Annotated in this window: 17 protein-coding genes; 13 read left to right on the forward strand and 4 right to left on the reverse strand. The window is 73.2% G+C overall.

What is annotated here, in order from left to right:
* The 4 genes from IPZ69_RS34570 to IPZ69_RS34585 all read left to right on the forward strand — a co-directional run.
* The coding region (locus IPZ69_RS34570; protein WP_235458635.1) for a flavodoxin-dependent (E)-4-hydroxy-3-methylbut-2-enyl-diphosphate synthase at window positions 1-496 on the forward strand (496 nt) is incomplete at its 5' end.
* A gap of 169 nt (window positions 497-665) precedes the next feature.
* Entirely contained in the window at window positions 666-1514 is an 849-nt protein-coding gene (locus IPZ69_RS34575) for a GNAT family N-acetyltransferase (RefSeq protein WP_235458636.1), read from the forward strand.
* Between the two features lie 125 nt (window positions 1515-1639).
* On the forward strand, window positions 1640-2227 hold the full coding sequence (locus tag IPZ69_RS34580) for a GNAT family N-acetyltransferase (RefSeq protein ID WP_235458637.1): 588 nt from the start codon (window positions 1640-1642) through the stop codon (window positions 2225-2227).
* A gap of 73 nt (window positions 2228-2300) precedes the next feature.
* On the forward strand, window positions 2301-4001 hold the full coding sequence (locus IPZ69_RS34585; RefSeq protein ID WP_235458638.1) for a proline--tRNA ligase: 1701 nt from the start codon (window positions 2301-2303) through the stop codon (window positions 3999-4001).
* Window positions 4002-4178: 177 nt separating this feature from the next.
* Here IPZ69_RS34585 and IPZ69_RS34590 read toward each other — a convergent pair whose 3' ends face one another.
* From IPZ69_RS34590 to IPZ69_RS34600, 3 genes are all read right to left on the reverse strand, one after another.
* Window positions 4179-5090 (reverse strand): aminoglycoside phosphotransferase family protein, encoded by a 912-nt coding sequence (locus tag IPZ69_RS34590; RefSeq protein ID WP_235458639.1) that lies wholly within the window; start codon window positions 5088-5090, stop codon window positions 4179-4181.
* Window positions 5091-5222: 132 nt separating this feature from the next.
* Entirely contained in the window at window positions 5223-5744 is a 522-nt protein-coding gene (locus IPZ69_RS34595; RefSeq protein ID WP_235458640.1) for a ferritin-like domain-containing protein, read from the reverse strand.
* A 55-nt stretch (window positions 5745-5799) separates the two neighbouring features.
* Entirely contained in the window at window positions 5800-6354 is a 555-nt protein-coding gene (locus IPZ69_RS34600) for a hypothetical protein (protein ID WP_235458641.1), read from the reverse strand.
* 196 nt (window positions 6355-6550) lie between these two features.
* Between IPZ69_RS34600 and rimP the strand changes: the two genes are divergently transcribed.
* From rimP to IPZ69_RS34645, 9 genes are all read left to right on the forward strand, one after another.
* Complete coding sequence (rimP, locus tag IPZ69_RS34605) at window positions 6551-7051, forward strand: ribosome maturation factor RimP (protein ID WP_235458642.1); 501 nt, start codon at window positions 6551-6553, stop codon at window positions 7049-7051.
* A 2-nt stretch (window positions 7052-7053) separates the two neighbouring features.
* Window positions 7054-8040, forward strand: a complete 987-nt coding sequence (gene nusA, locus IPZ69_RS34610) for a transcription termination factor NusA (protein ID WP_235458643.1) — start codon at window positions 7054-7056, stop codon at window positions 8038-8040.
* Between the two features lie 101 nt (window positions 8041-8141).
* Window positions 8142-8438, forward strand: coding sequence for a YlxR family protein (locus IPZ69_RS34615; protein ID WP_235458644.1), 297 nt, complete (start codon window positions 8142-8144; stop codon window positions 8436-8438).
* 146 nt (window positions 8439-8584) lie between these two features.
* Complete coding sequence (infB, locus tag IPZ69_RS47555) at window positions 8585-11680, forward strand: translation initiation factor IF-2 (protein WP_235458645.1); 3096 nt, start codon at window positions 8585-8587, stop codon at window positions 11678-11680.
* 174 nt (window positions 11681-11854) lie between these two features.
* Entirely contained in the window at window positions 11855-12148 is a 294-nt protein-coding gene (locus IPZ69_RS34625) for a DUF503 domain-containing protein (RefSeq protein ID WP_235458646.1), read from the forward strand.
* Between the two features lie 40 nt (window positions 12149-12188).
* Window positions 12189-12650 carry a 30S ribosome-binding factor RbfA gene (gene rbfA / locus IPZ69_RS34630; RefSeq protein ID WP_235458647.1) on the forward strand — a complete coding sequence of 154 codons (462 nt, stop codon included), beginning with the start codon at window positions 12189-12191 and terminating at the stop codon, window positions 12648-12650.
* Window positions 12647-13552, forward strand: a complete 906-nt coding sequence (gene truB / locus IPZ69_RS34635) for a tRNA pseudouridine(55) synthase TruB (RefSeq protein ID WP_235458648.1) — start codon at window positions 12647-12649, stop codon at window positions 13550-13552. Before rbfA ends, truB begins: the two co-directional genes overlap by 4 nt.
* Before the next feature lie 247 nt (window positions 13553-13799).
* Complete coding sequence (locus IPZ69_RS34640; RefSeq protein ID WP_235458649.1) at window positions 13800-17492, forward strand: trypsin-like peptidase domain-containing protein; 3693 nt, start codon at window positions 13800-13802, stop codon at window positions 17490-17492.
* A 119-nt stretch (window positions 17493-17611) separates the two neighbouring features.
* Entirely contained in the window at window positions 17612-18559 is a 948-nt protein-coding gene (locus tag IPZ69_RS34645; RefSeq protein WP_235458650.1) for a bifunctional riboflavin kinase/FAD synthetase, read from the forward strand.
* Window positions 18560-18636: 77 nt separating this feature from the next.
* On the opposite strand, the gene IPZ69_RS34650 is transcribed toward IPZ69_RS34645, so the two are convergent.
* Window positions 18637-21819 carry a nucleotide-binding protein gene (locus tag IPZ69_RS34650; protein WP_268835430.1) on the reverse strand — a complete coding sequence of 1061 codons (3183 nt, stop codon included), beginning with the start codon at window positions 21817-21819 and terminating at the stop codon, window positions 18637-18639.
* Window positions 21820-21866 lie beyond the last annotated feature (47 nt).

Below are 21866 nucleotides of genomic sequence, written 5' to 3' on the forward strand. Positions count from 1 at the left end.
CCCGGCCTTCCAGGGCACGATCAAGTCGGCCGTCGCCTTCGGCGCGCTCCTCTCCCAGGGCATCGGCGACACCATCCGCGTGTCCCTGTCCGCCCCTCCCGTCGAGGAGGTCAAGGTCGGCAACCAGATCCTGGAGTCCCTGAACCTCAAGCAGCGCGGCCTGGAGATCGTCTCCTGCCCGTCCTGCGGCCGCGCCCAGGTCGACGTCTACAAGCTGGCCGAGGAGGTCACCGCCGGCCTCACCGGCATGGAGGTCCCGCTCCGCGTCGCCGTCATGGGCTGTGTGGTGAACGGCCCCGGCGAGGCCCGCGAGGCCGACCTCGGCGTCGCCTCCGGCAACGGCAAGGGCCAGATCTTCGTCAAGGGCGAGGTCATCAAGACCGTCCCCGAGTCCAAGATCGTGGAGACCCTCATCGAGGAGGCCATGAAGCTCGCCGAGAAGATGGAGGCGGAGGGCGTGGCCTCCGGCGAACCGTCCATCTCGGTGGCGGGCTGAGTAGCGCCCGGTGGGGCCGCGCCCCAAAGGGGCGCGGGGAACTGCGCGACAAGCCACAACGGAGCGGCACTCGCCGACGAACCACAGCCCCCCGAGCTCAAAAGCGCACCGCCAAAGCAGCGCAGCTATAGTGCGGAGATCAGCAGAACCTCAGGGTGAGGCCCCGCACGTGTTGACCCAGACCACCTCACGGGTGCTCGAACCGAGCGACCTGGACGCGGCGCTCGCGGTCCTCGACCGCGAGCCCGTCGTGAATGCGTTCGTGACGTCCCGGATCCAGGTCGCGGGCCTCGACCCGTGGCGGCTCGGCGGCGAGATGTGGGGCTGGTACGAGGACGGCATGCTGACGTCCCTGTGCTACGCGGGCGCCAACCTCGTCCCCATCTGCGCCACCCCCCGAGCCGTACGGGCCTTCGCGGACCGTGCGCGCAGGGCCGGCCGCCGCTGCTCCTCCATCGTCGGCCCCGCCGAGCCCACCTCCGTGCTGTGGCGCCTACTGGAACCGCACTGGGGTCCGGCCCGCGAGGTCCGCGCCCAGCAGCCGCTCATGGTCACCGACCGCATGCCCGCCGACATCGCCCCGGATCCCTACGTCCGTCGCATCCGCAAGGACGAGATGGAGACGATCATGCCGGCGTGCGTGGCGATGTTCACCGAGGAGGTGGGCGTCTCGCCGCTCGCCGGTGACGGCGGACTGCTCTACCAGGCCCGCGTCGCCGAACTCGTCGGCTCGGGCCGTTCCTTCGCCCGAATCGACGAGAACGGCAAGGTCGTCTTCAAGGCGGAGATCGGCGCGGCGACGGCCCAGGCCTGCCAGATCCAGGGCGTGTGGGTGGCACCCGAGTACCGGGGCAGGGGGCTCGCGGCGCCCGCGATGGCGGCGGTGCTGCGCTACGCGCTGGCCGATGTCGCCCCGATGGTGAGCCTGTACGTCAACGACTTCAACACGGCGGCGCGCAGGACGTACCACCGCGTCGGCTTCCGCGAGGTCGGCGCCTTCATGAGCGTGCTGTTCTAGGAATCCCGGTGGGTTCGCACGAGCGCGCCGTTCCCGACCGCCGTGCCGGCGCGGACGAGCGCGCTGTTCCAGCCGCGCCTCGCAGCTCTGTTCTGAGCCCTGGGCCAGCCCTGTAGTCTCCCCGCATGCTGCGCTTTCCCGGTCACGGTCATGGCCACCGCCAACCCGACGACATCGTGATCGGCCCCCTCGACCTGTCGGCGCGGGTCGACGAGGCCCTCGCGGTGCAGGCCGTCGCCTTCGGGCTCGGCGCCGACGAGGTCGCCGTGCGCCGCCAGATCGTGCTGCGGCACATGACCTACCCGGGCGCCCGCGCCCTCGGCGCCACCACCCACGACGGCAGCCTGGCCGGATTCGTCTACGGCATGCCCAACGACCGCACCCACTGGTGGTCCACCGTCGTCGAGCCGTACCTGCGCGCCCAGGGACACGACGAGTGGCTCGACGACTCCTTCGTCATCACCGAGCTGCACGTCCACCCGCGCTACCAGAACCGCGGCATCGGCCGCGCCCTGATCACGATCAGCACCGACAGCGCGTCCGAACCCCGCTCGATCCTCTCCGCGATCGACACCGACAGCCCCGCCCGCGGCCTGTACCACTCCCTGGGCTACCAGGACCTGGCCCGCCAGGTCCTGTTCCCCAGCGCCCCCAAGCCGTACGCCGTCATGGGCGCCCCGCTCCCGCTGCGCCGCCGCCGGGACATGCTTTAACCGATTTCCACCGGCGCAGCGAGCCCGGCTAACCTCCTAGCCATCAACCTTTCCCGGCAGGAGTACGAGAACCATGGCGAACGCACCGGTCCAGCGCATGTCCCAGTTGATGGCCAAGACGTTGCGCGACGACCCGGCGGACGCCGAGGTCCTCAGCCACAAGCTCCTCGTCCGCGCCGGTTACGTCCGCCGCACCGCGGCCGGCATCTGGAGCTGGCTGCCCCTCGGCAAGAAGGTCTTCTCCAACGTGGAGCGGATCGTCCGCGAGGAGATGGACGCCATCGGCGCCCAGGAGGTGCTGCTCCCCGCCCTTCTGCCGCGCGAGCCGTACGAGGCGACCGGCCGCTGGGACGAGTACGGCCAGGAGCTGTTCCGGCTCAAGGACCGCAGGGGCGGCGACTACCTCCTCGGCCCCACCCACGAGGAGATCTTCACCCTCCTGGTCAAGGACCAGTGCACGTCCTACAAGGACCTGCCCGTGATCCTCTACCAGATCCAGACCAAGTTCCGTGACGAGGCCCGCCCCCGTGCCGGAATCCTGCGCGGCCGCGAGTTCCAGATGAAGGACTCGTACTCCTTCGACCTGGACGACGAGGGCCTCGGCGCCTCCTACGCCCTGCACCGTGAGGCATACCAGCGCATCTTCGAGCGTCTCGGCCTCGACTACCGCATCTGCGCCGCCACCGCCGGCGCCATGGGCGGCTCCAAGTCCGAGGAGTTCCTCGCCCCGGCCGAGGCCGGCGAGGACACCTTCGCGGACTGCCCGAACTGCGACTTCGCGGCGAACACCGAGGCGATCACCTACGAGCTGAAGCCGGTGGACGCCGCCGGCGTGCCCGCGGCCGAGGAGATCCCGACCCCGGACACCCCGACCATCGAGACCCTCGCCGCCCACCTCGGCGTCCCGGCCTCCGTCACCCTGAAGAACCTCCTCGTCAAGGTCGACGGCGAGATCGTCGCCGTGGGCGTGCCCGGCGACCGCGAGGTCGACATGGACAAGGTCGAGGCGCACTTCGCCCCGGCCACCGTCGAGCTGGTCACCGAGATCGACTTCGCCGCCCGCCCCGACCTGGTCCGCGGCTACGTCGGACCGCAGGGCCTGGAGAAGGTCACGTACATCGCCGACCCGCGCGTGGCCCCCGGCACCTCCTGGATCACCGGTGCCAACAAGGAGGGCATGCACGCGAAGAACGTCGTCGCGGGCCGTGACTTCGAGGTCGACCAGTACGTCGACGTCGTGGTGGTCCAGGAGGGCGACCCGTGCCCGAAGTGCGGCACCGGCCTGAAGCTGGACCGCGCCATCGAGATCGGCCACATCTTCCAGCTGGGCCGCAAGTACGCCGACGCCCTCAAGCTCGACGTGCTCGGCCAGCAGGGCAAGCCGGTCCGCGTCACCATGGGCTCCTACGGCATCGGCGTCTCGCGCGCGGTCGCCGCCCTCGCCGAGCAGACCGCCGACGACAAGGGCCTGGTGTGGCCCCGCGAGGTCGCCCCGGCCGATGTGCACGTCGTCGCCGCGGGCAAGGCCCTCCAGACCGAACTGGCCCTCGACGTCTCCGAGAAGCTGCGCGCCGCCGGGCTGCGCGTCCTGGTCGACGACCGGGCCGGCGTCTCCCCGGGCGTGAAGTTCACCGACGCCGAGCTCATCGGCGTACCGCAGATCCTGGTGGCCGGCCGCCGCTCCGCCGAGGGCGTCCTGGAGCTCAAGGACCGCAAGACCGGTGAGCGCGAGGAGCTGACCGTGGACGAGGCGATCGCCCGCCTGACGGCGTGACCCCCTCATGACGGCGTGAACCCCGGGCCGTTCCCCGACCGCACGACGCGAGACAGCGCCGGCGCGAGGGGAACGGTCTTCGCCGTCCTGACGAGCGACGGCCCTCGGCCGTGACTCCGGCCCAGGCCCGTCCTGTCCTGGCTCGTGTCCTGTCCTGTCCTGTTCGACGGACAGGCCTCAGAGCCAGCTCGCGAACTCCAGCAGCAGTTCCGCGTCCCGTTCGCGGCCGACGCGGCGGGCCCGTACGCCGGACTCCACCGCCCGGAACAGGGTCCAGCCGCGCAGCCGTTCCTGGTCCACGTCCAGGGACTCGGCCAGGCGCTTCACCCGCCGCCGGGTGGTCGAGGCACCCGACGGCGAGGCGATCAGGTCCTCCACCCGGTCGCGCACCAGCCGCGCCAGGTCGAAGGCGCACTCACCGACCACCGGGTCCGGACCCACCGCCAGCCAGGGCGTCCGCTCCCCGGCGAGCACCTTGCTCTGCCGGAACGTGCCGTGCAGCAGCCGGTGCTCGGGCGGCGCGGCCAGGAGTTCCTCGCGGGCCGCGAGCGCCGCGTCCACCAGCGGTGCCGCCTCGGGGTCGGTCTCGGCGCCGGCCCGCATCGCCGCCGCCTGCCGCCCGGTCCGCTCGGCGACGGTCTCGAAGCGGTGGGCGGTGTCGTCGGCGGGCGGCTCCACCCACAGCCGCCGCAGCGTCCCCGCGGCCTCCAGCAGCGCCTTCGCCTCCGGCAACGAGCGCACGGACACGTCCGGGTGCAGCCGTTCGAGCAGCAGGACGCCCTCGGTCGGGGCGACGGACTCCAGCAGTTGTACGGCGCCCAGGCCGTCCCAGCGCGTGAGCGCGGCCCGCTCGCTCTCCGGCCGGGCCCGCGGCGGGGCCAGCTTCAGCACGGCCGGGGTCCCGTCGGCCCGCCGCACCAGCACGACCAGGCTGCTGCGCCCGCCCGGCACCTGCACCCGCTCCACGGTCAACTCGCGCAGCGCGACGGCCTGCCGCACCGCCTCGGGCAGCTTCTCCAACCAGTCGTCACCCTTGGGTGCCGTCTCACCGAGTGCCCTGATCAGGCGCTGCGGCGGTTCGAAAGCCATGCGCGAGTCGTTTCCTTCCTGCTGAACGGGCCGGTTGTATGGGCCTTCCGGCTGTACGGGCCTTCCGGCGTTACGGGCCTTGTGTGCCGCGGAGTCGCGTACCGCGCTCACGCCGCCTGTCACGCCACGGGGTCAGGCCGTCGGTGTCGCCGAGGGCGAGGCCGGAGCCGTACCGGAGGCCGGGGCTGTGCCCGTCGCACCGGTCGCACCGGCCGCCTCGCCGGTCCGCTCGGCCAGACCAGGGAAGGCTACGCTCTCCCCGCTCCAGCGTGCCGCCAGCACCGCGGCCTGCCGCAGCGACGCGGCGGCGGCGACCCGCCGCGCGCCCATGGCCGCCCGCACCAGGTCGGAGTACACCCCGGCCACGCGGTTCTCCAGCTCGGCGGCGAGCCGGACCGCCGCGGCCGCGTCCTGCACCGGGAACGGCAGCGCGTAGCCGGCACTCGCGGCGACCGGCGTGCCGCCCAGGTCGCGGACCTCGCGGGTCAGCGCGTCCCGCTGCGCCCGGTGCCCGTCGTACGCGGACCGCGCCGCCACCCGGCGCGCCTGGCTGATCCGTCCGCCGACGACCCCGTACCCGTACACGGCCGCGTGTTCGGCGGCCAGCGCCGCCTGCAGCGCCTTCAGTTCGGCTGCCTTGGCCTCGTCGCTCATTCGGCGGTCTCCTTCCGCACCCGGAGAGCCGCGCCCTCCCGCTCCCGCGTTCCGCTCATGCGCCACGCTCCGTCAGCAGATACGCGTGCGCCGCCCCGGCCGCCGCCACCGACGCCAGCAGCCGCGCCGGCTCGCCCGGCAGGTCCGGGAGGGCCTTGGCGCGCCGGTCGGCGAGGGCGCGCTCGGCCGCCGCGAGGCCGGCGAGGGCGTCCTTCTCCCGCGTGGGGACGGCGGGCGAGGCGGACGCCGTCGCGGAGGCCGTCGCGGACGCCCCGGAAGACGCGGCAGACGCCGTCCGCGAGGTGGCCGACGGGGTGGGCGAGCCGTCCTCGAACGCCGCCGCGTGCGCCGCGACCGTCGCGCGCAACGGCGCGAGCCGCTCCGCGAGCGCCGGGTGCGCGGCGATCACCGCGTCGTACTGCTCCAGCAGCCCCCGGCTGTCCCGGGCCGCACGCGCGCGTGCCCGGTCGACGGCCGACGGGCCGCTGCGACCGGCGTCGGGACGGGGTTCGGCGGCACAGCCCGCGAGCAGGGCGGCCGAGGCCGCCGAGGCGAACAGGCTCCTTCTGCGCACGCCCGAGGGGGTGCGCGACGGCGAGGGGAACGGCACGGCAGACGTCCTCGGGGAACTCGTACGAAGAAAGGGGCGGGCGCGCCCGTGATCACGGTACCCGCGCGGCAGCCCTGCACCACTCACCGGCACCGCCCATGCACAGGTGGACGGCAACACTCCCCGCGACCGGATACCCTTTGACCAGACACGCGACCCATCCCACAACAGCACACGCGGCCGAGGAGTCACCCGGATGAGCACCACCCAGAGCGAGAGGCTGCGAGAACTTCTGGAACCGCTCGTCACCTCACAGGGCCTCGATCTCGAAGAGATCGCCGTGGACTCCGTCGGACGCAAGCGGGTGCTGCGCGTCGTCGTCGACTCCGACTCCGGTGCGGACCTGGACCAGATCGCCGATGTGAGCCGCGCGCTCTCGGCGAAGCTCGACGAGACGAACGCGATGGGCGAGGGCGCGTACGACCTGGAGGTCGGCACCCCGGGCGCGGAGCGCCTCCTGACGGAGCACCGGCACTATGTGCGCGCCGTCGACCGGCTGGTCAAGTTCCAGCTGGCCGAGGGCGACGAACTGGTCGCCCGGATCCTGGACGTCGACGACGAGGGTCTCGACGTGGAGGTCCCCGGGGTCAAGGGCCGCAAGGCCACCTCACGCAGACTCGCCTTCCCGGACATCGCCCGGGCGCGCGTCCAGGTCGAATTCAGCCGCAAGGACAACAAGAAGGAAGAGGAGGCGTAGCCGTGGACATCGACATGAGCGCCCTGCGGGGCTTGGTACGGGAGAAGGAGATCTCCTTCGACCTGCTGGTCGAGGCGATCGAGTCGGCCCTCCTCATCGCCTATCACCGCACCGAGGGAAGCCGCCGGCACGCGCGCGTGGAGCTCAACCGGGAGACCGGACATGTGACCGTGTGGGCGAAGGAGGACCCCGAGGACCTCGAAGAGGGCCAGGAGCCCCGGGAGTTCGACGACACCCCGTCCGGCTTCGGCCGTATCGCCGCCACCACCGCCAAGCAGGTGATCCTGCAGCGGCTGCGCGACGCCGAGGACGACGCGACGCTCGGCGAGTACGCCGGCCGTGAGGGCGACATCGTCACCGGTGTGGTCCAGCAGGGCCGCGACCCCAAGAACGTGCTCGTCGACATCGGCAAGCTGGAGGCCATCCTGCCGGTGCAGGAGCAGGTGCCGGGGGAGTCCTACCAGCACGGCATGCGCCTGCGCTCGTACGTCGTCCGGGTGGCGAAGGGCGTCCGCGGTCCCTCCGTCACTCTTTCGCGCACGCACCCCAATCTGGTGAAGAAGCTGTTCGCCCTGGAGGTGCCGGAGATCGCCGACGGTTCCGTCGAGATCGCCGCCATCGCCCGCGAGGCCGGTCACCGCACCAAGATCGCCGTCCGATCCACCCGATCGGGCCTGAACGCCAAGGGTGCCTGCATCGGCCCCATGGGCGGCCGGGTGCGCAACGTGATGGGCGAGCTCAACGGCGAGAAGATCGACATCGTCGACTGGTCGGACGACCCGGCCGAGATGGTGGCGAACGCGCTGTCGCCCGCCCGGGTCTCCAAGGTGGAGGTCGTGGACATGGCCTCCCGGTCCGCCCGGGTGACCGTGCCCGACTACCAGCTGTCGCTGGCGATCGGCAAGGAAGGGCAGAACGCCCGGCTCGCGGCCCGGCTCACCGGATGGCGCATCGACATCCGTCCCGACACCGAGCAGTCGGAGGAATAGATCTCAGCCTGTAGTGGCTCAGATCTCGTCAGTTACAACGCGGCAACTGTTCGAGTCCTTACCCAAAAGGGTGAGGTCCCCGCGGGGAGGTAGACTTAGCTGTGTCTGGCCGGATCGACGCCCGAGCATGCCCTGAACGCACCTGTGTGGGGTGCCGGGAGCGGTCGGCCAAGACACAGCTGCTGCGCATCGTGGCGATCGAGGACGCCTGCGTCCCCGATCTTCGCGGTACGCTGCCCGGCCGGGGTGCCTATGTGCACCCTGTCTTGGTCTGTCTCGACCAGGCGGTACGCCGCCGGGCGTTCACGAGGGCGCTGCGCGCCCCCGGAGCGCTCGACACAAAGGCGTTGCGCCAGTACGTCGAGCAGACGACAGTTGCCGAGCAGGCAACACCGTAAGAAGCGTCGCACGGAACGTCCGCGCGGCTCTGGTACCCCGCGAGTTGGAAGTAGGTCGAGATTGCGATGAGCACTCGATGAGCACGCGATGAGTACGCCCATGAAGTAGCAACGGTCCGGACGCACCCGGACCTAAAAGGAGCGAAGTGGCTAAGGTCCGGGTATACGAACTCGCCAAGGAGTTCGGGGTTGAGAGCAAGGTCGTCATGGCCAAGCTCCAGGAACTCGGTGAATTCGTCCGTTCGGCGTCCTCCACGATTGAGGCGCCCGTAGTACGCAAACTGACTGACGCCTTCGAGGGCGGCAGCGGCAAGTCCGCGAAGCCCGCCCCCCGTAAGGCTGCCCCCAAGCCCGCCGCGCCCTCTCCGGTGCAGGCGGCGCGTCCGGCTGCACCGAAGCCGGCCGCCCCCAAGCCTCCGACGGCCCCGCAGCCGGTGGCTCCGGCTCCGGCTCCGGTGACCCCCGCCGCTCCGGCGGCCTCGTCGCCGGCCCCGGGCCCGCGTCCGGGTCCGAAGCCCGCGCCGCGTCCGGCACCGGCCGTCCCGGAGTTCACCGCTCCGCCGGCCGCCGCCGCGCCCCCGCAGGCGCCGGCCGCCCAGGCCCCGCGTCCGGGTGCCCGTCCGGGTGCTCCCAAGCCCGGTGGCCGTCCGGCAGGTGCCGACCGCGACCAGCGTCAGGGTGGCCGTCCGGGTCAGGGTGCGCCCCGTCCCGGTGGCCAGGCCCCGCGTCCGGGCGCCCGTCCGGCCGGTCCGCGTCCGGGTAACAACCCCTTCACGTCCGGTGGCTCCACCGGCATGGCGCGCCCGCAGGCGCCCCGTCCGCAGGGCGGCCCGCGTCCCGGTGGCCCCGGAGCTCCCGGTGCCGGCCCGCGTCCGCAGGCTCCCGGCGGCCAGGGTGGCGGTCCCCGTCCCCAGGCTCCCGGCGGTGCCCGTCCGAGCCCGTCCGGCATGCCCCGTCCGCAGGGCGGTCCGCGTCCCGGCGGCGGTTCCGCGGGTCCGCGTCCGAACCCCGGCATGATGCCGCAGCGTCCGGCTGCCGGCCCGCGTCCCGGTGGCGGTGGCCCCGGCGGCCGTGGTCCCGGTGGCGGTGGCGGTCGTCCCGGTGGCGGTGGCGGTGGCGGTCGTCCGGGCGGCGGCGGCTTCGCCGGTCGTCCCGGTGGCGGTGGCGGTGGCGGCTTCGCCGGTCGCCCCGGTGGTCCCGGTGGCGCCGGCGGCGGTGGCGGCTTCGCCGGTCGCCCCGGTGGTCCCGGTGGCGCCGGCGGCGGTGGCCGTCCCGGCTTCGGTGGCCGCCCCGGCGGTCCCGGTGGCCGCGGTGGCACACAGGGCGCCTTCGGTCGTCCCGGTGGCCCCGCGCGTCGCGGTCGCAAGTCGAAGCGGCAGAGGCGCCAGGAGTACGAGGCCATGCAGGCCCCGAGCGTCGGCGGCGTGATGCTGCCGCGCGGCGGTGGCGAGACCATCCGTCTCTCCCGCGGTGCGTCGCTCACCGACTTCGCGGAGAAGATCAACGCCAACCCGGCGTCGCTCGTCGCGGTCATGATGAACCTCGGCGAGATGGTCACCGCGACGCAGTCCGTCTCCGACGAGACCCTGCAGCTCCTCGCCGGCGAGATGAACTACGAGGTTCAGATCGTCAGCCCCGAGGAGGAGGACCGCGAGCTGCTCGAGTCCTTCGACATCGAGTTCGGCGAGGACGAGGGCGACGAGGAGGACCTGGTGGTCCGTCCGCCGGTCGTCACCGTCATGGGTCACGTCGACCACGGTAAGACCCGACTGCTCGACGCCATCCGCAAGACGAACGTCATCGCGGGCGAGGCCGGCGGCATCACCCAGCACATCGGTGCCTACCAGGTCTCGACCGAGGTCAACGACGAAGAGCGCAAGATCACCTTCATCGACACCCCGGGTCACGAGGCGTTCACCGCCATGCGTGCCCGTGGTGCGAAGTCGACCGACATCGCGATCCTGGTCGTCGCGGCCAACGACGGCGTCATGCCGCAGACGGTCGAGGCGCTCAACCACGCGAAGGCGGCCGACGTGCCGATCGTCGTCGCGGTCAACAAGATCGACGTCGAGGGCGCCGACCCGACCAAGGTGCGCGGTCAGCTGACCGAGTACGGCCTGGTGGCCGAGGAGTACGGCGGCGACACGATGTTCGTCGACATCTCCGCCAAGCAGGGTCTGCACATCGACAGCCTCCTGGAGGCCGTCGTCCTCACCGCGGACGCCTCGCTCGACCTGCGGGCCAACCCGCACCAGGACGCGCAGGGCATCTCGATCGAGTCCCGTCTCGACCGCGGCCGTGGTGCCGTGGCGACGGTCCTCGTCCAGCGAGGAACGCTGCGGGTCGGCGACACGATGGTCGTGGGCGACGCCTACGGCCGAGTCCGCGCCATGCTCGACGACAACGGCAACAACGTCGCCGAGGCGGGCCCGTCGACGCCGGTCCAGGTCCTGGGCCTGACCAACGTCCCGGGTGCGGGCGACAACTTCCTGGTGGTCGACGAGGACCGTACGGCCCGTCAGATCGCCGAGAAGCGTGCCGCCCGTGAGCGCAACGCCGCGTTCGCCAAGCGCACGCGCCGCGTGTCGCTGGAGGACCTGGACAAGGTGCTGAAGGCCGGCGAGGTCCAGCAGCTGAACCTGATCATCAAGGGTGACGCTTCTGGTTCGGTCGAGGCCCTGGAGTCCTCCCTGCTCCAGCTGGACGTCGGCGAAGAGGTCGACATCCGCGTCCTGCACCGCGGCGTCGGTGCGGTCACGGAGTCCGACATCGACCTGGCGATGGGCTCCGACGCCATCGTGATCGGCTTCAACGTCCGCGCGGCCGGCCGCGCGGCGCAGATGGCCGAGCGCGAGGGCGTGGACGTCCGGTACTACTCGGTCATCTACCAGGCGATCGAGGAGATCGAGGCGGCCCTCAAGGGCATGCTCAAGCCGGAGTACGAAGAGGTCGAGCTCGGTACGGCGGAGATCCGCGAGGTCTTCAAGTCGTCCAAGCTGGGCAACATCGCCGGTGTCCTCATCCGCTCGGGCGAGGTCAAGCGCAACACGAAGGCCCGCCTCGTCCGCGACGGCAAGGTCATCGCGGAGAACCTCAACATCGAGGGCCTGCGCCGCTTCAAGGACGACGTCACCGAGATCCGCGAAGGCTACGAGGGTGGTATCAACCTCGGAAACTTCAACGACATCAAGGTGGACGACGTCATCGCGACGTACGAGATGCGGGAGAAGCCGCGGGTGTAACAGCCTCCGGTTCGCGCTGGCCGACGGGACTTCGGTTCCGTCGGCCAGCGCGCCGTTTGCCGAGCGGAAACTCCGTCGAGCCCCCAGCGGGTTCGCGGTACCGTTCTTGATGTCCCTGCCGATTCCGATGGCAGGGCCATCGATCCCGTACCGGCGGGTTAACCGGATACACACATGTACGTGGGGACTCTGTCCTTCGACCTCCTCCTCGGCGACGTGCGGTCGCTGAAGGAGAAGCGCTCCGTCGTCCGCCCGATCGTCGCCGAACTCCAGCGGAAGTACGCGGTCAGCGCGGCCGAGGTCGACCACATGGACCTTCATCGCAGGGCCGGCATCGGCCTGGCGGTGGTCTCGGGCGACGCGGGGCATCTCACCGACATACTCGACCGGTGCGAACGGCTGGTCGCCGGCCGCCCCGAGGTGGAGCTGCTGTCCGTCCGACGGCGCCTCCACGGCGACGACGACTAGAACGCAGAACGTAGAAGAAGAAAGAACGGGAGACGGACCAGTGGCCGACAACGCGCGGGCGAAAAGGCTGGCGGACCTCATCCGAGAGGTGGTGGCCCAGAAGCTGCAGCGCGGGATCAAGGACCCGCGGCTCGGCTCACACGTCACCATCACGGACACCCGGGTCACCGGGGACCTGCGGGAGGCGACCGTCTTCTACACGGTGTACGGCGACGACGAGGAGCGGCAGGCCGCCGCCGCCGGACTGGAGAGCGCCAAGGGCATCCTGCGCTCCGAGGTCGGCCGCGCGGCCGGTGTGAAGTTCACGCCGACCCTCACCTTCGTCGCGGACGCCCTCCCGGACACCGCCCGGACCATCGAGGACCTCCTCGACAAGGCGCGCCAGTCCGACGCCAAGGTCCGCGAGGTGTCCGCGGGTGCCGTGTACGCCGGTGACGCCGACCCGTACAAGAAGCCGGGTGCGGACGAGGACTCCGACGAGACGGACGACGCCGCCGAATGACCAGCAAGCCCACCCCGCCCGACGGCCTTGTCATCGTCGACAAGCCGTCGGGCTTCACTTCGCACGACGTCGTCGCCAAGATGCGCGGCATCGCCCGGACCCGCCGGGTCGGGCACGCCGGCACCCTCGACCCCATGGCGACGGGCGTGCTCGTCCTCGGTGTCGAGAAGGCGACGAAGCTTCTCGGACACCTCGCGCTGACCGAGAAGGAGTACCTGGGGACCATCCGCCTCGGGCAGAACACGGTCACGGACGACGCCGAGGGGGACATCACCTCCTCCACCGACGCGTCCGGGATCGCCCGCGACGCGGTCGACGCCGGCATCGCCAAGCTGACCGGCGACATCATGCAGGTGCCGTCCAAGGTCAGCGCCATCAAGATCGACGGAGTGCGGTCGTACAAGCGGGCGCGCGAGGGCGAGGACTTCGAGATCCCCGCGCGGCCCGTCACCGTCTCGTCCTTCGCGGTGCACGACGTCCGGGACGCGGTCGCCGAGGACGGCACCCCGGTGCTCGACCTGGTCGTCTCGGTGGTCTGCTCCTCCGGCACCTACATCCGGGCCCTGGCCCGGGACCTGGGCGCCGATCTGGGCGTCGGCGGCCACCTCACCGCGCTGCGCCGCACGCGCGTCGGGCCGTACAAGCTCGACTCGGCGCGCACCCTCGACCAGCTCCAGCAGGAGCTGAGCGTGATGCCGATCGCGGAGGCGGCCGCGGCCGCGTTCCCGCGCTGGGACGTGGACACCAGGCGCGCCAAGTTGCTCACCAACGGCGTGCGCCTGGACATGCCCGACCAGTACGCGGGCACCGGCCCCGTCGCCGTCTTCGATCCCGAGGGCCGCTTCCTCGCGCTCGTGGAGGAACACAAGGGCAAGGCGAAGAGCCTGGCCGTCTTCGGCTGACGCCTTCGCCCGTGGAGCGGCGAACCACGGGGTGTTTCCACTGCCCGCCGCTCCACGGTCCCCCCTCGGTTCCCCCACCCCTAGGGTGTATCCAGCCGCCCCCGCCTATTCACCCGACTGGGCAGGCGCTCGGAGTGAACCAGGGGAGCGGAAGGGGGCGCTTTCGTCGCCTGATCTGTCCCGCTGATCATTCCGCGCCTACCGTCTGAAGGCAGGGCACGGGAGGTACGGGCGGGGAGGTTCGACCATGGCGGTGCGGGGCCCGCGGACGGGGGGCGGGCGCCGGGCGGCGGACCGTCCGAGCGGGACGAGTCCCGTCGACGGCGCGAATCGAACGGACCATGCGCCGGACGAGGCCCTGGTGCGGATCCGCGACCTGGCCGGCCGCCCGCGCGGCGTCGGCTTCGTGGCGGACCACCACGGCACGGTGATCACCAGCCACGAGGCCGTCGACGGCCTGCCCCGGCTGGTCCTGCACACCGCTGGCGAGCGGACCTGCGTGGTGGCCGCCGACGCCATCACCCCGCTGCCCGCCCTGGACCTCGCCCTCGTCCGCACCGAGGGCCTCGGCGTCGAACCGCTTCCCGTCACCGTGCGGGACCGCGTCGACAGCGGCACGTACGTGCGGATCGCCGCGGGCCGCTGGCGCGAGGCCCGGGTCCTCGGCGCCACCCGGGTGACGTACACGGCAACGGACCGCTTCCACCCCCTCGGCGACGCGCTGGAGCTGGCCATCGGCACGGACGGCCGGGACGCGCTGCGGCTGGGCGGCGGGGCGGCCGGGGGACCGGTGCTCGACGCGGAGACCGGCGCCGTGGTCGGCGTCCTCGGCACCGCGCTGCGGTCCGACCACCAGGACGTCGGCTTCGCGGTACCCCTGAGTCCCGCCGTCGGCGCGCTCGCCGGCCCCCTCGCCGACCTGCTCGCCCGCAACGCGGCCACCGTGCCCGCCTACGGCGCCGACCTCAACCCGGCCGGCGTCCTGGAACTGACGGCCACTTCGGTGGGCCAGGACGGCCCGCCGGGCGCGCTCGCCGGATATGTCGGCCGGGTCGGCGCCGGTGGCCTCGGACCGGTGGAACCCATCGAACGCGCCGACGCGGTGCGGGAGTTGACCTCCTTCACCGAGGGCGACGCCACCGTGCTCGGCCTCGTCGGCGCCCCCGGCAGCGGTCGTACGACGGAACTCGCGTCCCTCGTCGCCCGCCGCAGCCGCGGTACCGCACCGGCCCCCACGCTGTGGCTGCGCGGCGCCGACCTGAACGACACCGACGGCTCGGTCGCCGACGCGGCGTGCCGCGCCCTGGAACGGGCGGCCCGTATCGTCGCGGCGTCGCAGTCCCGTCCGCCCGCCGACCTCGGCGACATCGGCCCGGAACGCCTCGCCCGCCTCGCCGGACGGTCCGGCCGCCCCCTGCTCCTCCTCCTCGACGGGCCCGAGGAGATGCCACCCGTCCTCGCCCACCGGCTGAGCGAGTGGACGGCGGGCACCGCGGCCTGGCTGCGCGAGACCGGGGCGCGCCTGGTGGTCGCCTGCCGGGAGGAGTACTGGGAAGGCGCCGGGGCGCAGTTCCCGCGGGAGCTGCTGCACACGCCCGCCGCCGCTGCCGCGCACACCCTGCCGCCCTGCGTGCGCCTGACCGACCTCACCCCCGACGAGGCCCGGCGCGCCCGCTCCCGCTACTCCGTCCCCGACGACGCGCTCACCGACCGGGACGCCCGCCACCCCCTCACCATCCGCCTCCTCTCGGAGGTCCGCGCCGCCCTGCCCGACGCCCCGGCCCTCACCGGCCTCGACCGCCACGACGTCCTCTCCGCCTACCTCGACCTGATGTGCCTGCGCGTCGCGGTCCGGCTCGCCGCCGAGAACGGGCTGCGCGGCACGGCCGTACGCCGGCTCGCGGCCCGCGTCTCCGGACAGGTTCACGAGGCGGCCCGGCGCAGCCTGGGTCCCGGGCAGGGCGAGCTGGACCGGGAGGCCTTCGAGGCGGTGTTCCCCTGGGGACCGGCCGTGGCCCGGATCCGCGGCGGCTCCGGCTGGGCGTCCGCCGTCCTCACCGAGGGTCTCCTGGTCCCGGCCGGCAGCGGCTACCGCTTCGCCCACGAGGAACTCGCCGACTGGATCGAGGGCATGCACCTCGACCTGGACGAGGCCCTGCACGCCCTGGTCCACCGCCGGCGCACCACGCAGGCCGCCCACCCCGTGCCCGTCCCGCACCATCGCGTCGGCCCCGTCGTCCAGGCGCTGCTCCTGCTCGCCCGCCAGCACGGCACCCGCCAACTCGCCCGCAGACTGGAGGAACTGACCCACGCCGTCGACGCCGACACGACCTCCTGGTGGGCCGCCCGCCTGCTCGCCCAGGCGCTCCTGCGCGTCCCCGACGCGACCCCGTACACCGGCGTCCTGCACCTCCTGGCCGACCGCATCGTCGCCTGGCGTCGCCAACAGCGCCCCGTACCCGCCGAGTTCGGCCCCTCCTTCTGGGCCGACCTGCCCCTGCCCGCCCCCGACCGCCTCGACCTCCTGCGCCGCCTGGTCCTGGCGGACGAGGCGCTGCCGGAGGGGGGAGAGGCGGGCCCCGACCGCGAGGGCGCGGGCGAGGAGCAGGGCCGTGGATTCCGGGAGGTTTCCCTCCAAGGGATCGGCGGTGTGCCTCACGGGGACGTCGACGTTGCCGACGGCGACGGGCCTTGCGGGGCCGATGCCCTCGAAGCCGGCGCCTGTGCGGCGGACCCTCACACCACCCGGTACCTCGACGCCGTGGCCCGGCTGCTCGCCGCCGAGCCCGGGGTCGTACAACCGCTGCTGATCAGCTGGTTCGACGACGAACGGCCGTTGCCCGCGACGCCGCACGCGACGGTGGCCACGGCCGCGCAGGCCCTGCTGCACACACACCGGCACCGGGCCCTGGACGACCTCACCGAGGTGCTCGTGGGCTGTGGGCACCGCAGAGCCGACGAACTGCTCGCCGTGCTCGCCGAGGACGAGCCGTCGGCCGTCTGCCGGGCGGTCGACCGGTGGGCACACGACGAGCGGCCCGCCCGGCGCGTGGCGGCGGTGGCGTACGGGCTGCGCGCCGCGCCGCACGTCCGTACCGAGGCGGACCGCGAGCTGCTGCGCTATGCCGCCCTCGCCCTGCTCTCCCGCCCCGCCGACTGCAGCCTGCACGGGGGCGCGCTCGCCCTCCTCGTCCAGGACCCGCAGACCCGCGCCCGCCACCTGCCCCAGGCCCTGCGCCGGTTCGCCTCCGGCGACCCGCAGCTCCCGCCGAGCGCGCTCGCCCCGGCCCTGGCCACCCACCCCGACCCGGTCCTCGACGCCTTCCGGACCCGTCTGAGCGCCGGGCCCGACGTGGGCGACACGCTGCGCACACTCGCCGACGTCACCACACCCGCGCTGGCCCGCCGGGTCGCCGCGCTGGTCCGCGAGGCCGCGGAGCTGCGGCCGGAGCCCGCCGGGCAGGTGGCCGAGTACGTCGACCGGCGCCTCGACCACGGCCCCGCCGCCCGCGCCGTACTCCTGCCCCTGGTCACCGGCCTGCTGGACGGCGGCCCCGAGCGGGTGCGCGCCGCCCTCGCGGTCGTCCTGGCCGCCCCGGGCGCCCCGGCCTCCAGACCCCTGCGCCGCGAGCTCCTGGAGTTCCTGCTCGCCCACGAGCGTGCGCCCGCCGTCCTGGACGCCCTGCTGCACGCGGCCGCCTATCGCGGCGACAGCGACGTCCGCGACCTCGTCCACCGCACCGGCCTCCTGCTCGTGCGCACCCCGGACGGCGCGACCCGCTTCGACCGCGGCCTGGTCGACCTGGGCCGGCACGTCCCCGGCTTCGCCGCGCTGATGGCCCGCTGGCTCACCGACACACCGGACGAGTGGGCCGCGGTGGTGGGTCCCAGCACCCGCCGGATGCTGGGGAACCTCGCGGGGGTACGCGTGCCCGCCTGAAGACGTGCGCCCTGTCACAGCCCCGATGCCGATGACGGCCCGAGGCACTTGGCATGGCACCCTTAGATCTGCGTAACAGGCATCGGTACATACGGACACGGGTTCGAGGAGCGGTCACAGTGCAGCGCTGGCGTGGCTTGGAGGACATCCCCCAGGACTGGGGGCGCAGCGTCGTCACCATCGGCTCCTACGACGGAGTCCACCGCGGCCACCAGCTGATCATCAAGCATGCTGTGGACCGCGCCCGCGAGCTGGGCATCCCCTCCGTCGTGGTGACCTTCGACCCGCACCCCAGCGAGGTCGTGCGCCCCGGCAGCCACCCGCCCCTGCTCGCCGCGCACCACCGCCGCGCCGAGCTGATGGCGGAGCTGGGCGTGGACGCGGTGCTCATCCTGCCGTTCACCACGGAGTTCTCGAAGCTGTCGCCGGCCGACTTCGTGGTCAAGGTGCTGGTCGACAAGCTGCACGCCAAGGCGGTCGTCGAGGGCCCGAACTTCCGCTTCGGCCACAAGGCCGCGGGCACCGTGGAGTTCCTCGCCGAGCAGGGCGAGGTGTACGACTTCGAGGTTGAGGTCGTCGACCTGTACGTGTCCGGCGCGGCGGGCGGCGGCGAGCCCTTCTCCTCGACCCTCACCCGGCGCCTGGTCGCCGCGGGCGACGTCGAGGGCACCCGCGAGATCCTGGGCCGCCCGCACCGCGTGGAGGGCGTGGTCGTCCGCGGCGCCCAGCGCGGCCGCGAACTGGGCTTCCCGACGGCCAACGTCGAGACGCTCCCGCACACCGCGATCCCGGCCGACGGCGTGTACGCCGGCTATCTGCACGTCGAGGGCGAGGCGATGCCGGCCGCGATCTCCGTCGGCACGAACCCGCAGTTCGACGGCACCGAGCGCACGGTGGAGGCGTACGCCATCGACCGCGTCGGCCTCGACCTGTACGGCCTGCACGTCGCCGTCGACTTCCTGGCGTACGTGCGCGGACAGGCGAAGTTCGAGACGCTGGAGGCCCTGCTGGAGCAGATGGCCGAGGACGTGAAGCGCTGCCGGGAGCTGATCGCGGCGGAGGACTAGGCGCGACGACGCCCCCCAGGACGCCGAAGGGCGGCCGGTGCTGTGAGGCACCGGCCGCCCTTCGTCATTCCTGCGCCCTACTGCTGCGGCGGAGCCTGCGGGGGCTGCGCCTGCGGGTTCTGTGCCTGCGGCTGGCCGGGCTGGGGGTAGCCGGGCTGCGGCGGGTACGGCTGCCCCTGCTGCGGCTGCGCTTGCTGGGGCGGATACGGCTGGCCCGGGGCCTGGGGAGCCTGGGGGGCTTGCGGAGCCTGGGGTGCCTGCTGGTAGGGCTGGCCCGGCTGTTGCGGATAGGGCTGACCGGGCTGCTGCGGCGGGTAAGGCTGTCCCGGCTGCTGGGCATACGGCTGTCCCGGCTGCTGCGGGTACTGCTGGTCCGGGGCCTGCGGGTACGGCTGGCCCGGAGCCTGCGGGTACGGCTGGCCTTGGACCGGCATCTGGCCCTGGGCCGGCGGCTGGCCGGGGAAGGGCTGGCCGGGCATGGGCGGCGCGGCCACCGGCGGCGGGTTGCCGTCGTTGGTCCACAGACCGTGCGCCTGCTGGTGGCGTACGAAGTCCTCGGCGACCATCGCCGCGAGGTTGAAGTACGCCTCGCGCACCTTGGGCCGCATCATGTCGAGGTCGACCTCGGCACCGGCGGCGAGGTGCTCGTCGAAGGGCACCACCACGACGCCCCGGCACCGGGTCTCGAAGTGGGACACGATGTCCTCGACCTTGATCGTCTTGCCGGTCTCGCGCACCCCGCTGATGACGGTGATCGACCGGGAGACCAGGTCGGCGTACCCGTGCGCGGACAGCCAGTCCAGCGTCGTACTGGCGCTGCTCGCACCGTCCACGGACGGCGTCGAGATGATGATCAGCTGGTCGGCGAGGTCGAGCACACCGCGCATGGCGCTGTACAGCAGACCGGTACCGGAGTCGGTGAGGATGACCGGGTACTGCCTGCCCAGCACGTCGATCGCGCGCCGGTAGTCCTCGTCGTTGAACGTCGTGGACACGGCCGGGTCGACGTCGTTGGCGATGATCTCCAGCCCGGAGGGCGCCTGGGAGGTGAACCGCCGGATGTCCATGTACGAGTTGAGGTACGGGATCGCCTGGACGAGGTCACGGATGGTGGCCCCGGTCTCCCGGCGCACGCGGCGCCCGAGCGTGCCCGCGTCGGGGTTGGCGTCGATGGCCAGGATCTTGTCCTGCCGCTCGCTGGCGAGGGTCGAGCCGAGCGCGGTGGTCGTGGTGGTCTTGCCGACACCGCCCTTGAGGCTGATGACCGCTATCCGGTAGCAGGACAGCACCGGCGTCCGGATCAGGTCGAGCTTGCGCTGCCGCTCGGCCTCCTCCTTCTTGCCGCCGATCTTGAACCGGCTCGGCGCCGCCGCGGGGCGTCCGCTCTTCGCCTTCTGCTTCTTGTTGTTCAGCAGCCGGTCCGAGGACAACTCCACGGCCGCGGTGTAACCGAGCGGCGCCGCACCCGGGTTGGTGGGCTGCCGCTGGTCGTGCTGTATGGGCTGCGGCCAGGCGGCCCCGAGACGGGGGTCGACGGGCTGCTGCGGCGCCTGGGGTGCCTGCGGTGCCTGCGGGTCGTGCGGAGGCTGGGCCGCGTGCGGACCCTGCGGGTCCTGCGGCGCCGGGGCGGGCTGCTGGACCTGCTGCGGCTGACCGGGGTGCCCCGGCTGTCCCTGCTGGGCGGGCGGCTGCGGGAACCCGTAACCGCCGGGCTGAGCAGGGGGGTTGGGCACACCGGGTGCACCCGCGGCGGCCCCGGGCTGCGGGAAGCCGTACCCGGCGGGCTGCCCGGGCCCTTGGGCCCCTTCGGGCGCCGGGGGAGCGGCCGGCCCCTGCGGAGCCTGAACTCCGGGCGCGGCCTGGGCCCCGGCACCGGCCTGGGGGAAGCCGTAACCACCCGGCACCGGCGGCGTGGGAGCCCCGGGTTGCGGGAAGCCGTAACCGGCGGGCGCGTTGGGGGCGGGCGCGGGCGCACCGACCGGCGGCTGGGCGCCGGGGGTGTGGGGAGCCGGAGGCTGCGCGCCCTGGGGAGCCGGAGCGCCGGGCTGCGGGAAGCCGTAGCTGCCCTGCGCGTTGGGCATGGGAGCGGCGGCGTCGGTCGGCTGCGGTGCCGGGGGCTGAGTGCCCTGCGGTGCCGGGGCCGGGGCGCCGGGCTGCGGGAAACCGTAGGCGCCCTGCGCGTTGGGCGCGGGCGGTGCCTGCGGGGCCGGAGGCTGCGGGGCCGTCGGGGCGCCCGGGGCGTACGGCTGGCCGGGCTGGTTCCAGGCGGCGGGCGCGGGTTGCGGTGCCTGGGGGTGGAACGGCTGCTGCTGGCCCGGCACGGCACCGGGGCCCTGTGCGGCCATCGGCTCCGGCTGGGCGGGCATCGGGGCCGGCGCCTGCGGCGCGGGCTGCACCGGCCACTGGGCCGCCGGAGCGGGCGCCGCGGGCCGGTACGACGGCGGCAGCGGCGGCAGCCCGCCCTGCGGCGCCGGCGGGGGCGCCCAGGCGGGCGGCGCGTCCTGCGGTTCGGCAGGCGCGGCCGGCACGGCGTCCTGGGGCACGCTGTCCTGCGGTACGGCGTCGGAGGGCTCCGCGTCCTCGGGCTTCACGTCGGCAGGGGCGGCGTCCTGGTGCGTGGCGTCCGCCAGGGCCTCGGCCGCGGGGGCCTCCTCGGCCTGCGCCGTCACCTCGTCCTCGTCCTCGTCCTCGGCGTCCGCGTCAGCCGCAGCCTCGGCGTTCACCCGAACGGAGTCGTCCTGGGGCGACGGTCCATCCACCGGCTCGATCTCGGCGGACTCGAACGTGGCCTCCGCCTCCGCCTCCGCTTCCGCCTCCACAGTGTCGGAGCCATAGCTGGAGTCGGATTCGGCGTCCACCACCACGGCGTCCGCCCGCACAGCCTCCGAAGGCTCGCCGTCCGCGTCCCCGGCGTCGTCGCTCGACGCCGCGCTCTCCGACGCGACCTCCTCGGCCTCCGCCCCCGTCTCCCCGGACTCGGCGTCCTCATCACTCACCGACAGCTCAGCGGCGTCCTCAAGCTCGCTCACCTCGTCCGCCCCCTTCGCATCGGCGGCGGCGCTGTCGTCGTCATCCGTGTCGTCAACAGCCGTGGAAACACTACGGAGCTCGATCACATCGGCTCCGTCGCTCTCCTCAGCCGCATCCGTGGCAGCCGCGTTCGTGGCAGTCGGAGCCCCGGCGGCCTCGCCCTCGGCGGCAGCCGTGCGCTCGGCGACCTCGGCGATCTCCCGCTTCAGGGCGGCCGCGGAGAACCGCATGGTCGCCCCGCTCTCCAGGTCCCCGCTCCCGAACTCGGGCTCAGGCA

The sequence above is a fragment of the Streptomyces olivochromogenes genome, from assembly GCF_021538895.1.
In the GTDB taxonomy this organism is placed as follows: domain Bacteria; phylum Actinomycetota; class Actinomycetes; order Streptomycetales; family Streptomycetaceae; genus Streptomyces; species Streptomyces olivochromogenes_A.

Bases quoted from the DNA above. Each gene is read 5' to 3' on its own strand.
- IPZ69_RS34580 (WP_235458637.1), top strand. From the start codon at position 1,640: ATGCTGCGCTTTCCCGGTCACGGTCATGGCCACCGCCAACCCGACGAC.
- IPZ69_RS34585 (WP_235458638.1), top strand. From the start codon at position 2,301: ATGGCGAACGCACCGGTCCAGCGCATGTCCCAGTTGATGGCCAAGACG.
- IPZ69_RS34590 (WP_235458639.1), bottom strand. From the start codon at position 5,090: ATGGCTTTCGAACCGCCGCAGCGCCTGATCAGGGCACTCGGTGAGACG.
- IPZ69_RS34595 (WP_235458640.1), bottom strand. From the start codon at position 5,744: ATGAGCGACGAGGCCAAGGCAGCCGAACTGAAGGCGCTGCAGGCGGCG.
- rimP (WP_235458642.1), top strand. From the start codon at position 6,551: ATGAGCACCACCCAGAGCGAGAGGCTGCGAGAACTTCTGGAACCGCTC.
- IPZ69_RS34625 (WP_235458646.1), top strand. From the start codon at position 11,855: ATGTACGTGGGGACTCTGTCCTTCGACCTCCTCCTCGGCGACGTGCGG.
- truB (WP_235458648.1), top strand. From the start codon at position 12,647: ATGACCAGCAAGCCCACCCCGCCCGACGGCCTTGTCATCGTCGACAAG.
- IPZ69_RS34640 (WP_235458649.1), top strand. From the start codon at position 13,800: ATGGCGGTGCGGGGCCCGCGGACGGGGGGCGGGCGCCGGGCGGCGGAC.
- IPZ69_RS34650 (WP_268835430.1), bottom strand. From the start codon at position 21,819: ATGCGGTTCTCCGCGGCCGCCCTGAAGCGGGAGATCGCCGAGGTCGCC.